General features: G+C 71.4%; 6 protein-coding genes. 5 read left to right on the top strand and 1 reads right to left on the bottom strand.

What is annotated here, in order from left to right; genetic code table 11:
* Nucleotides 1-9 precede the first annotated feature (9 nt).
* The 4 genes from ACZ4XJ_RS04050 to ACZ4XJ_RS04035 are packed head-to-tail and all read left to right on the top strand — an operon-like array spanning nucleotide 10 to nucleotide 8,834.
* Nucleotides 10-5,505 (top strand): type I polyketide synthase, encoded by a 5,496-nt coding sequence (locus ACZ4XJ_RS04050; RefSeq protein WP_468495225.1) that lies wholly within the window; start codon nucleotides 10-12, stop codon nucleotides 5,503-5,505.
* Between the two features lie 2 nt (nucleotides 5,506-5,507).
* Complete coding sequence (locus tag ACZ4XJ_RS04045; protein WP_468495224.1) at nucleotides 5,508-7,793, top strand: lantibiotic dehydratase; 2,286 nt, start codon at nucleotides 5,508-5,510, stop codon at nucleotides 7,791-7,793.
* Nucleotides 7,790-8,572 carry a thioesterase II family protein gene (locus ACZ4XJ_RS04040; RefSeq protein ID WP_468495223.1) on the top strand — a complete coding sequence of 261 codons (783 nt, stop codon included), beginning with the start codon at nucleotides 7,790-7,792 and terminating at the stop codon, nucleotides 8,570-8,572. Before ACZ4XJ_RS04045 ends, ACZ4XJ_RS04040 begins: the two co-directional genes overlap by 4 nt.
* Nucleotides 8,573-8,582: 10 nt before the next feature.
* Nucleotides 8,583-8,834 (top strand): phosphopantetheine-binding protein, encoded by a 252-nt coding sequence (locus ACZ4XJ_RS04035; RefSeq protein WP_468495222.1) that lies wholly within the window; start codon nucleotides 8,583-8,585, stop codon nucleotides 8,832-8,834.
* A gap of 50 nt (nucleotides 8,835-8,884) precedes the next feature.
* On the opposite strand, the gene ACZ4XJ_RS04030 is transcribed toward ACZ4XJ_RS04035, so the two are convergent.
* Complete coding sequence (locus ACZ4XJ_RS04030) at nucleotides 8,885-9,640, bottom strand: hypothetical protein (RefSeq protein WP_468495221.1); 756 nt, start codon at nucleotides 9,638-9,640, stop codon at nucleotides 8,885-8,887.
* 112 nt (nucleotides 9,641-9,752) lie between these two features.
* Here ACZ4XJ_RS04030 and ACZ4XJ_RS04025 point away from each other — a divergent pair, with 112 nt between their 5' ends.
* Nucleotides 9,753-12,917, top strand: coding sequence for a non-ribosomal peptide synthetase (locus tag ACZ4XJ_RS04025; RefSeq protein ID WP_468495220.1), 3,165 nt, complete (start codon nucleotides 9,753-9,755; stop codon nucleotides 12,915-12,917).
* The last annotated feature ends 44 nt before the right edge of the window (nucleotides 12,918-12,961 follow it).

Genomic DNA, 12,961 nt, shown 5'->3' with positions numbered 1-12,961 from the left:
GGAGTGGCAATGATGCTGGAACCCATCGCGGTCATCGGTCTCGCGGGAAGATTTCCCGGTGCGTGCAACGTGCAGCAGTTCTGGCTGAACCTGCGCGACGGCAAGGAGTCGGTCTCGTTCCTCTCGGACGAGGAGCTGCTGGAGGCTGGAGTCCCGGCCGAGTGGCTCACGAACCCCGCGTACGTCAAGGCCCGGCCCATGCTGCCCGGGATGCGCGACTTCGATGCGTCCTTCTTCGGTATGACGCCCCGCGAGGCGCAGCTGTGCGACCCCCAGCTGCGGCTCTTCCTGGAATCGGCGCACGGCGCGATCGAGAACGCGGGATACGACCCGGCGACGATCCGCGAGAGCGTCGGCGTGTTCGGCTCGGCCACCGCGAACGAGTACGCGGCCCTGAACATTCGGAGCCACCCCGACTACGCGAACAGCCCCGGCGAGATGATCTCGGCGTTCAACAACGTCGACTACCTCGCCACTTTCAGCTCGTACAAGCTGAACCTGCGAGGGCCGAGCATGTCGGTGGTCACCGCGTGCTCCAGCTCCCTCGTGGCCGTCCACCTCGCCTCCCAGGCTCTGCGCCTCGGGGAGTGCGACCTCGCGCTCGCAGGCGGGGCCGGCGTCGAACTTCCCTACGGACACGGCCACTGGTGGACCCCGGGCAGCGTACGGACCAAGGACGGCCACTGCCGCCCCTTCGACGCGCAGGCCACCGGCACCATCTTCGGCAGCGGCGCGGCCGTAGTGATGCTCAAGCGGCTCTCCGACGCCATCGCGGACGGCGACTCCATCCGCGCAGTCATCCGCGGCCTCGCCGTCAACAACGACGGATCCGACAAGGTGAGCTTCAGCGCGCCGAGTGTGGCTGGTCAGGTCGCCTGCATCCAGGAGGCGCTGACCCTCGCCGACCTGCGGCCCTCCGACATCTCCTACGTCGAGGCGCACGGAACCGGTACCGCCCTCGGCGACCCCATCGAGGTCGCGGCGCTGCGCCAGGCCTGGTCGACCTACGACGGCACCGAACTGGAGCCCGGCTCCTGCCCCATCGGTTCGGTGAAGTCGAACGTGGGCCACCTCGGGCCGGTCGCCGGCATCGCCGGAATGATCAAGGTGATCCTCTCGCTGGAGAACGAGCAACTGCCGGCGAGCATCAACTTCACCGAGCCCAACCCCAAGCTGGAACTCAATAAGACCCCCTTCTACGTCAACGACCGGCTGAGCCCCTGGAAACGCGACGCGTCGGCGCCGCGCCGGGCCGCGATGAGCTCGCTCGGCATCGGCGGCACCAATGTGCACGCGATCATCGAGGAAGCACCGGAGACGACCCCGGCCCCCGCGGACGGCCGGCCCCGCGTCGTCGTCTGGTCCGGCAAGTCCGTCGAGGCCGAGGAGGCCCTGCGCGCCAAGCTCGCGGAGGACTTCGGCTGGCACGGCGGCCGCCACTTCGCCGAAACTGTCGCGACCCTGCAGCGCGGTCGCGCCGCCCACAAGGCGCGTGGCGCCGCCGTGGTGCACAGCGCAGAGGCGGCGGCGCAGCTGCTGGCGGCCGACGGCGACGGCGGAGTGCTGCGCACGAGCCCGGAGCGCAGCAAGCCCCGTACCGCCCCCAAGTCGCGCTCCGTGGCCTTCCTCTTCCCAGGCCAGGGCGCCCAGCACCCGGGCATGGCCGCCGGACTGTACGGCATGGACAAGACGTTCACCCAGACGCTAGACACCTGCTTCGAGATCCTGGCGGAACACGGCCTGGAGCTGCGCACGACGTGGCAGGACAACCAGGACGCGGCGATGCTCGCTCGCACCGAGAACGCCCAGCCCCTGCTGTTCGCCGTCGAATACGCGCTCGCGCGGATGTGGCAGTCCTGGGGCGTCGAGCCTGCGGTCCTGATCGGCCACAGCGTCGGTGAGATGGCCGCCGCCACGGTCGCCGGAGTCTTCGAACTCCGGGACGCGCTACGCCTGATCGCCCTGCGCTCGCGTGCCATGCAGAGCATGCCGCCCGGTGCGATGCTCGCCGTCGCGGCGCCCGCCGAGAAGCTCCGCGACCTGCTCGGCGACGAGGTCAGCCTTGCCGCGTCCAACGGTCCCGGCGAAACGGTGCTCTCGGGCACCGCCGAGGCGCTGGTGGCCGTAAGGGAGATCCTGGCCGAGCAGCGCGTCGCCGCCAGTGCGCTGCCCGCCTCCCACGCCTTCCACAGCCCCGCCATGGCACCCGCCGTCGAGGAGTACCTGGCCGGATTCTCCGGCGTCACCCTGAACGAGCCCCGGATCCCGCTCTACTCCGCCGCCGCGGGGGCGCTGCTCACAGCCGATGACGCGCTGCGCCCCGAGTTCTGGGCGGAGCAACTGGTGAATCCGGTCCTGTTCGCACAGGCCCTCGACGCCGTCCTGGCGGACGAGGACCGTGCCCTGGTCGAGGTCGGCCCGGCCCAGACGCTCATCGGACTCGCCCGCAGGCTGCCCGCGCTCCGCGAGAAGCGCAGCATCGCCGTGCCCTCGCTGCCCAGGGACGCCAAGCGCGGCGAGGGCGACCTCACCACCGCGCTCACGTCGCTGGCCAAGCTGTGGGTGGAGGGCCAGGAGGTCGACTGGGCCGCGGTGGACCAGGGCAGTCCCCTCCGACGTGTTCCCGTCCCCGGCTACGCATACCAGCGCACCCGGCACTGGATCGAGTCGCAGCAGCTCAGCGGCCCCGTCGCCCAAATCGCCGGCGTCTACGGCGCGCCGCCCGCAACAGCGCCCGCGCAGGAGCCCGCCGCACCGGCGGCCGCAGCCCCCGAGCAGCCCGCCCGGGACGCGGCCCCGGTCGCCGGACCGGACGCGCCCGCACCGGAGGTGTCTCCCTTCGGCATCCTCAGCTGGGTGGAGGAGTCCCGTGAACCCACCCGGTCGGAGCGCGGCCGGAATGTGCCGGCGCTCGCGCTGCTCCCTGAGAACCCGCAGCGCGCCCTGGCCCTTCAGCTCGTGCTCCAGCGCAGCGGCTTCCGCCCGATCCGGGTCCGCCCCGGCTCGCGCTACGCAGTGAAGGGGGAGGAGTACTGGGTGCGCCCGGGCGAGCCGGAAGACCTTGCCAAGGTGATCGCGGACGTCACCGCGCGGGGCCAGGCGCCCGAGGCCCTGGTTCACGCGTGGTCCGCGGACAGCTGGGAAGCCGCCGACACCAACGCCGACACGGTCGACGAACAGCTCGACCTGACCGTCCACAGCCTGTTCGCGCTGATCCAGCAGGGCACGCGCAGCGCCGTACGCGGCAAACTGCCGTCCGTGCTCACCCTGACCACCCGTTCCGTCGACCTCACCGGCGCCGACGTCACCGATCTGGTCAAGGCCACGCTGCACGGTGTCGTCCGCACTGCCGCCCAGGAACTGCCCGGAGTGCGGTGCACCCTCATCGACGTGGCCCCGGGAACCGCGGACGCCGAACTGGTCGACGAGATCCGCAACGCGACCGGCGGCGTCGTGGCCCTGCGTGGCCTGCGCCGCTGGACCCGCCGCGAACTCCCCTTCACCCCGGCTCCGGAGAACGCCGAGGTCATCCGGTCCCAGGGCGTCTACCTGGTCACGGGCGGACTCGGCGGACTCGGGCTGGAGGTGGCGGCCCGGCTGGCCGGCACCGGCATGCGGCCCCGTATCGTGCTGCTCGGCCGCCGGGGCCTGCCGCAGGACGCCACGGCCGACCCGGCATTCGACACGGCGCGTGCCGCGATAGCGGAGATGGAGGCCCTCGGCGCCGAGGTGCGCGTTCTGGCCTGTGACGTGTCCGACGAGCGCGCGCTGCGCCGTGCCCTGGACACCACCACCGCCCACTTCGGCCGCGTCAACGGCGTGCTGCACCTGGCCGGCCTGCCCGGCGACGGGATGATCCACTTCCGGAGCCGCGCCCAGGTGGCCGAGGTGCTGCGCCCCAAGATCCAGGGCACGCTGCTGCTGGAACGGCTGCTGCGCGAGCAGGGAGCCCTGGACTTCTTCATCTCCTTCGCCAGCCGGGCCGGTGTCGGCGGGCTCGTCGGCAGCGCCGACTATGCCGCGGCCAACGCCTTCCTCGACGCTCATGCGGCGGCTGCCACGTGGACCCGTGCCCTGAGCATCGACTGGCCCAGCTGGGCCGAGGTCGGGATGGCGGCCGACTCCACCGCTGACGTCAGCAGCCTCGCCGACGTCAGCGCCGTATCGGAGCGCATGCGCAGCCAGGGCGTCGAGTGGGAGACCACCGTGGCCGCCGACACCCACTGGGTCCTCGACGAACACCGGGCCGCCGGGGTGGCGCTGCTTCCCGGCACCGGCCATCTCGACCTGCTGCTGAGCGTGTTCCGGGAGAAGGTCGCCCCGAGCACCGAGTGGCAGACCGTGCGCTTCGCGGACGTGGTGTTCCGCCGGCCCCTCGTGGCCCGCGAACCGCGACGGGTCAAGATCACGTACACTCCCGACGGCGCGAGCTGGACCTTCACCGTCGACTCGCAGCCCGCGGCGCAGCCGCGCGGGGCGTGGACCACGCACGTCACCGGGCGGATCGCCACGGCGGAGGCTGGCGCCCGCCGGGTGGACCTGGACGAACTGCGGAACAGGCTGGAGGAGCAGGAGCCGCCGGCCCGCCGCCCGGCCCACAAGCGCCTGTTCACCCTCGGACCGCGCTGGCAGAATGCCGGCCGCACCTGGGTGGCCGACGGCGAGAAGCTCGTGGAGATCACGCTCCCCGAGGCGTTCGCGGGCGACCGAGCCGAACACCCGCTGCACCCCACGATGCTGGACACGGCCACGGCCTCGGCACGGGACGCGGCCGAGCCGTTCCACCTGCCGTTCCTCTACGGCGCCCTCTCGGTGCACCAAGCGCTTCCGCAGCGGCTGCTGAGCCACATCCGCCGCCGCCCCGCGCCGGCCGGAACGATCACGGCCGACGTCACCCTGATCGGTGAGGACGGCCTGGTGGTCGCCGAGATCGAGGGCTTCACCATGCGTCTGGTGGAGGGGAGTTCCTTCCTCGACACCCCGGAACCGGCTGCACCGGCCGGGCCGGTGAGCACCCCGGTGGAAGGGGTCGACCCGCGGCAGGGCGTTCAGCTCCTCTTCGACCTGCTGGAGAGCCGAACCCCGGCCCAGGTGACGGTCCGGCCGTACCGCGACGGCCGGCCGGCCGGGCTCAGCCCCGTCTTCGCCACGTCGGGGACGGCGGCCGAGCCCGGCGCCCCCGCTGCCACCCCCGTTCCGGCCGCCCCGGCGCAACCGGCGCAGGGGCAGGCCCCGGCCGCCGTCCCGTCGGCCCCGCCCGCCCCCGGGGCCGACGAGGCCTCGGTGGAGGACCGGCTGCGCGGAGTCTGGGAGGCGGTGCTGGGCTCGATGACCATCGAGCCCGACGACGACTTCTTCGACCTGGGTGGCAACTCGCTGACCGCCGTCGAGATGATGTCCCGCATCCGGGACGCCTTCGCCGTCGAGCTGAGCATCGGATCCCTCTTCGAGTACCGCACCCTCTCCGCTCTCGCCGGCGTGCTCCGGGACCAGGGAGCGCACTGAAAGTGATCAGCACTGATCAGAGCACGCGGCGGCCCGCCACCGCAGTCGACCACCGGGTGGCGCTCGCCCCCGGCTGGTCGCTGTGGCGGCAGGCCGTCCTGCGCGGCGCCGGACTCCCGTTCGGCTGGCTGGAGGAACTGCGCCCCCAGGGACGCGGCACCGGGCACTTCATCGGCCAGGACAACTTCCTCGCCGCGCTGACCTGGCAGAACCCGACGGTCCTGCGCAACTGGCTGTCCCGCCACGCCGCCGGGAACGGCGCAGCACCCCGAAGCGCCAAGCGAGAAGCACTGCTGGCCCACTACGCGCAGCGCTACTGCGCGAAGAACGACACCATCGGCTTCTTCGGACCGGTGTCGTGGGCCGAGTTCGACCCGTCCGCGGCGGGCCTGATCGCGACCGGCACCGGCGCTGTCGCCCGCAGCGGCGTCTTTTTCGAGACATGGGCGGTCGAAGCCCTCGCGGCGGTATGGGCACGCGACCCCGAGGTGTTCGGCCACCTTCCCGTACGACTGCACCCGACGGTGTCCGTCAGCCCGCGGGGCGTGCACCGCCCGCATCGCGTCCCCGAGCACCTCTCCGGCCTGCGCGCAGCACTCGTCGAGGCGCTGTGGAGCGCCTCGGGCGAGCCGGCCGACGTGCGGCGGCTGACGGCCCGGGTCACGGCAGGTCACCCGGCGGTGGCCGAGGCCGTCCACGACGAGCTGCGCGCACTCGAAGCGCTCGGCATGGTGACGGTCGGCGTCGCGGTCCCGCTCAACGAGCACCCGGAGGCCGCGCTGCAGGACTGGGCGTCCGGCATCGGTCACCCCGCGCTGCGACGCCGTCTCCTCGACGAAATCGGCTCCCTGACCGGGCTGCGGGACGAGGTGGCGCAGTGCACCGACCCGGCGTCGCTCCTCGACGCGCTGACCGCCCTCGACGAGCGGTTCGCCGCGCTCACCGGAGCGACCCCGAGCCGCTCCGGGGCATCGGCCCCGGCAGGCCGCACCCTGGTGTACCTGGACTGCCGCCGGGACCTGGACGTGTCCCTCGGCATCGACCTGCTCCAGGCCCTCAGGGAGCCGCTCGGCCTGCTGCTCGACAGCGCACGCTGGTTCGTCGCGGAGACGGCCCGCGAGGTTTCGGCGGAGCTGGTACGCCGCCATCGGACCCTGAGCCGGAGCACGGCCGGCGAAGTGACGCTCGACAGCCTGCTGTTCGCGGTCAGTGACGTGCTCTCCGGCGCACCGTCCACCGTGGTCTGGGAGATCGCCGAGGACTTCCGGGCCCGCTGGGCCGAAGTACTCGGTTCCGCCACCCCGGACCCGGAGACCGGCGCCCTGCGGCTGGACTGCGCCACGGCCGCGCCGCTGGTGCGCGCGCTGTTCCCGCCGGGGCCGCTCGGCTGGACGCAGGCCCGCTACCACAGCCCGGACCTGATGCTCTGCAAGCGGCCGGACGACGGGCCGTTCTGGGTCCTCGGGGAACTTCACATGGCCCTCAACACGATGGAGAGCCGTGTCTTCCACACCCAGTCCGACGACCCGCAGGCCCTGGTCTCGGCAACCGCCGCCGACCTGACCGACGGCCGGGTCCTGCCGCTCTACCCCAACAGCTCGCCCGAGGTGAGCCCGCGGACCTACCCGCCGGCCTCCGTCCACCTGCCGGGGCAGTACGTCTACTGGTCGTATGCCCAGGACGCCGGAGACCCCGACGGTGGCGCCGGACTGCCCTCCACCGCCCTGGTCGTCACCGAGCGCAACGGCGAACTCCTCGCCGGGCCCCGCGACGGCGGACCCCAGGCCCCGGTGCTGGAGTTCTTCGGAGATTTCCTGACCGCACTCGTCGTCAACCGCTTCCAGGTCACCGGGGACGCCCCCCGCGCAGCGCGCGTCCACTTGGGAGACCTGGTGGTGCGTCGCGCCTCGTGGTCCTTCCCAGTGGCAGAGCTGCCCGGGAGGGGCCGTGGCGGCCCCGCCGCCGAAACGGCGCTGCGGGACCGGCTGATCGCCGCCGGGGTGCCCCGGTCGGTCTTCGTCAAACTGCCCACGGAACCCAAGCCGTTCTACGTCGACCTCGACGCCCCCCTGCTCGTACGGAACCTGCGGCGCGCAGTGGCCCGCGTACCGCAGGACCAGGCGGGCGAAGTGCATCTCAGCGTGGTCGAGATGCTGCCGGGGCGCGACGACCTCTGGCTCACCGACGCCGCCGGTGAGCACTACACCTCGGAGTTCCGGGTCGTCGCCGTGGACGACCGTGACCACGCCCCCGTATTCCGACCGGCACCCCATGGGACAGCACAGTGACATTCGAAACCGACTGGTTCATCCCGCAGTCGAAGTCCGATCAGGCGAGCCTGCGGGTCTTCACCCTTCCGCAGGCGGGCGGCGGCTGCGCCACCTTCGGCGCCGCTGCCCGCGCCATGGGGCCCGGCCTGGACGTGTGGGGACTCAACCTTCCCGGGCGCCAGGCCCGCTTCGCGGAACCTGCCCGCTCCGACCTCTATCCGCTGGTCGAGGAGATCGCCGACGCCTTCCCCCAGTTCGTCGACGGTCCGTTCGCCTTCGTCGGCTACTGCTCCGGCGGCCTCCTCGCGCTCATGTTGACGGCGGCTCTGAAGGAACGCGGCCTGCCGCTGCCCGAGGGCCTCGTGGTGATCTCGTTCCGCGCACCGCACCGCCCGAGCGGCTTCGAGCAGGTGCACACCTTGGAGAGCGAGGACTTCTGGCGGGAGATCCTCTCCTACGGAGGAGTACCGGAGGTTCTGGTCTCGCGCCCGGAGTACCGTGAGCTCTTCGAGCCCTCGCTCCGCGCCGACCACGCCCTGGTCGCGGCGTACCGCGATGAAGGCGTGCGACCGCTCGACGTACCGATCACCGTGCTGGGCGGACGTCGTGACCCGGTGCTTCCGGCGGCCGAACTCCTGGAGTGGCAGGGCTACACCTCGGGCGGCTTCGGCCTCCGGCTGCTCGACGGAGCGCACTGGCTGCTGGAGGAGCCCGCCGCGCGCCTGCCGGAAGCGATCGGGCACGAACTGCGCGGCTTCCTCGCCGACGGAGCGTCCGGCCGGGAACGGGAGGCCTGAGGTGGATGCCGTGACCTCCCGGCTGTACGCAGCCTTCCGCGAGGAGCTGCGCGCCGACGTGGAATTCAGCGAGACCATGGGCTTCTTCGTCGCTGGGCTGACCTCGCTGCAACTGCTGCGGATCAGCGAACGCCTAGTGGCCGACGGCGTGAAGGTCACCCTCAACGACCTCTTCCGCCACCCCACCGTGGAGGATCTGGCCAACGAACTGCGCCGCCGCGAGGGCGCGCCAGGCACGACGGACCTGCCGTGGGAGTCCTGATGGCGAGGGCCCCCGGGACATCGTCCCGGGGGCCCGGCGAACAGTGCCGGTCAGACCTGGGCCGAGGCGAGTCCGGCGAGCACGGCGCGCACCTCGGGGTGCGAGACCAGTTCGGCGCGCGTGCAGTCCACCGGGATCACCCGGGTGGAGCGAGCCCCCGGCCAGGGGCCGCCGAACGCGTGATTCCTGGACATCACCATGAGGACCTCACCGTCCCACTCGGGGAACACCGCGTTGTGGGAGGCGATCAGGTGGGTCAGCCAGGCGATGGTGTGGCCGACCAGATCCGTCACCAGAGCCTCCAGGACATCGTCCTCGAAGTCGTCTTCCGGGTCCTCCTCGCGCAGACTCCGGGCAGCCATCGCCCGCAACTCCTCCTCCATCTCGCCCAGTACCTGCTCCGGACGTCCGGTCAGGTCGTCCGCGGTGAACCGTACTGCCGGAGTGACGTCCCGCTCGGCGAACCGGACGACGGCCTCGCGGTAGGCCTCGCGCACGGAGTCGGCGGGGCACGGCGAGCCGTCGAGCACCACCAGCACGGGAGTCGCCTGCACGCGGGACAGCAGCCGGGCCACGGCGTAGCCGATCGGAGACGCCAGGCAGTACGAGACCACTGCCCGGACGGGCGACTGCGGCGGCCGGTTCTCCAGAAGGCGGCGGGAGTACGCGTCCGCCGAGAGCTCGTGAGGCAGCGGGGTCGACATCAGGGAATGCAGTTCGATTCCCAGTGTGTGACCCGCCAGATCGCTGATGCGCGTCCTTTCCTGATGGCCGGGATAGTCGAGGGTCACCGCTACGGCGTCCATGAAATTCCTAACAAGGATTGAGAATGTGCCGCCGTGTGCGCACCGCTTCGAGCGGTCTGCGCATCCGGACCTGCACATGGTAATTCTTCAGCACCGACGAGGAAAGACGGAAATGAACTTCAGCGCTGTTGCCGGGGGACCGGCCGCCCCTGCCGCCGAGCAGTGGCCAGTGGGCCCCAGAGAGCAGGCCTTCTGGCTGCTTCAGCAGTTGGTCCCCGACGCCGGAGTTTCCAACGTGATTGTCGGCGTGGAATGTGCTCATCCCGTCGACACCGCCGTTCTTGCCGAGGCGGTGAACTGGGTGGTCCGCCGCCAGCCGGCGCTCCGATCGCATTTCGTGGAAGCCGACGGAGTGCCGGTCCGGAGAATCCGCCCGGCCGCAGGCGTCCACGTGAATGTGGAACTTCATGCGGCCCGTGCCGACACCCTCCACGACCAGATCCGGGATTTCGCCCGCCCGGCATTTGACCTCGCGTCGGACCTCCTCTTCCGGGCCGGACAGTTCGTACTGCCCGACGGGGGCAGCACGATCGCCTTCGCGGTGCACCACATCGTCTTCGACGGCGGATCGACCCCGGTCTTCCTGGAGCAGGTCGAGGCCGCGTTCTCAGCGCTCATGGCGACCGGCGAGTTCCCCCGGGGCCTGCCCCCCGTACCGCTGCCCACGCCGGACCCCGAGCCCTCGGAGGCCAGCCTGGCCTACTGGCGCGACCGGCTCGCCGCCGTCGGACCCGGCGCCATGGAGCTGCACGGGGCACGTGAGCTCGGGCAGAACCCGACCTTCGCCGGTGCGCGGCTCGTCCACCAGTGCCGGCCCGGCACCGCCGAGGCGCTGCCCCGGCTGCGCAGAGAGCTTAGGGCGAGCGACAACGCCGTGCTCCTCAGCCTCTTCTACGCGGTGCTCGCCGGCCACGGCGCCGGCCCCGGCCTGGTGGTCGGGATCCCCCTCAACCTGCGCCGACCCCCGTACGCCGACGCGGTCGGATACTTCGTCACGACCCTGGCCCTGACGGCGCACACCACGGAGCGCATGACCTTCCGTGAGCTTGTCGAGCAGGTCCGGGAGGGTCTGGCCGAGGGCATCGGTCATGCGGACGCCCCGTTCGAGACCGTGCGGACGGATGGCCCGGAGGAGGGCCTCTGGCACCGGCCGGTATTCCGTCACATGTTCAACTTCCTGGACCGCTCCGAGGCCGACATGTGGTTCGCCGGCGGCCCGGCGCGGCGGCTGCGGCTGGCCGAGGCGGACACCGGACACAGCCGGCTGGACCTCGAAATGGTCGCGGAACGGTCGGCCGCGGGACTGTCGCTGCAGGCCGTCTACAGCACGGAAGTCCATACGCGGCAGCAGGCACTGGCCATGCTCCTGCGCTTCGAAGCACTCCTCGCCCAGGTGGCCGCGGACCCTGACCGAGCCCTCGGCGACCTGACGTGCGGCACGGCCGAGGACGCGGCTCTGGTGGCCCGGGCGAATGCCACCGCGCGCAGCCGGCCGGGCGCGCCGAACGTACTGGACGCGGTCCGTGGCCGGGCCCTGGCCGCCCCGGACGCCGTCGCGGTGACGGACGGCGAGGAGCAGGTCTCGTACCGGGCCCTGCTGACCGCAGCCGAGCGCATCCGCGACCGCCTGATCGCGGCGGGCGTGGAACCGGGCAGCGCGGTCGCCCTCGCAGGCCCCCGAGGCGCCCGGACCGCCGCCGCGGCACTGGGCGTCTGGGCCGCCGGTGCGCATTACCTGCCCCTCGACCCGGCGCACCCTGTCGAGCGTCTGGCCGACCACTTGGCAGATGCATCGGTCACCTGCGTGATCGACGACGGCGCCCTCGACCCCGCCTGCCTCGTCGGCCGCACGACGGTGGCGACCACGGAGTTTGACGAGGCGGCGGAACTGTCGGCTGACACCCTCGCGCCGGTGGTGCCGCTCGACGCGGGTACTGCCGCGTACGTCATCTTCACCTCCGGTTCTACCGGCAGACCCAAGGGCGTCCGGCTGTCCCACGGCAACCTGCACAACGTCACCGCGTCCTTCGCCGAGCTGCTCGGGATGGCGCGGGGCGAATCGATGCTGTGGCTCACCACCTTCGCCTTCGACATCTCCGCGCTCGAACTGTTCCTGCCGCTGACGGTCGGGGGCAGCGTCCTGGTGGCGCCGGACGAGGCACGGTCGGAGCCGGAAGTGCTCGCCGCGTTGATCGCCCGCCACCGCCCGGACGTACTCCAGGCCACGCCGACCACGTGGCGCTTGGCGGGGGAGGCATGCGCGCCCGGCGCCCTCACGGGGGCCAGAGTGCTCTGCGGCGGGGAGCCGCTGCCCGCGGCCCTGGCCCAGCGGCTGTTGGAGACGGGTTGCCGACTGTTCAACGTGTACGGCCCGACCGAGACCACGATCTGGTCGACGGCCGGTGAGGTCACCGGCTCCGGACCGGTCACCATCGGCACCCCGGTCGCCAACACGCAGGTCCACATCCTCGACGCGGTCGGCCGCAGCCTGGCTCCCGGCCTGCCGGGCGAACTGTGCATCGGGGGCGACGGCGTGGCACTGGGCTATCTCGACCGGCCCGAGCTAACGGCCGAGCGCTTCACGGATCACCCTGAATACGGAAGGCTGTACCGCACCGGCGACCGGGGTCACTGGACGCACGAAGGTGAGCTGCGCCTGCTCGGCCGCTCCGACCGGCAGGTCAAGGTGCGCGGCCACAGGCTGGAACCCGGCGAGATCGAGGCGGTGCTGATGCGCCTTCCCGAGGTGGCCGAGGCGGCTGTGGTGATCGTCACACCCGAGGATGACCCGAGTCTCGTCGCCTTCATCCGTGTGAGCGGCCCGGATTCACCAGCTGACGACTGTATCTGGGAACACATTCAGAAAACACTGCCGTCTTACGCGCATCCTTCCCGTATTGTCCAAGTTGAAGCACTTCCGATAACAGCCAATGACAAGGTAGATTACGGAGCGCTTGCCGAACTGGGGGAAAAAGCGGCCGGCCATCGCGATGAAGCCGTGAGGCAGGAAGTGCTGCCTCGTCCGGGAGAAGTGGACGAGGAACTCCTTTCCCAGCTCGTGGGGCTGTGGCGAACCATTCTGAAGGATCCGGATCTGGGTCCGACGAGCCACTTCTTCCGAAATGGCGGACACTCGCTGCTCGCCACTCGCCTCGCGGCAAGACTGCACCGGAAGGTCGGGGTGCGGGTGAGCATCGTCGAAATTCACGAAGCTCCCACCCCTTTGGAACTGGCCAAGTTCATCGGGGCCGACGCCAGTGTGAATCACGAAGGTTGAGGGTGTGAACCCCGACTCGGGGCCGAGCGCGCACTCCGGCTTCC

Source organism: Streptomyces sp. NPDC029836 (genome assembly GCF_055574495.1).
The sequence above is the reverse complement of the archived record's forward strand: the minus strand, read 5'-3'. Positions and strand labels throughout refer to the sequence as shown.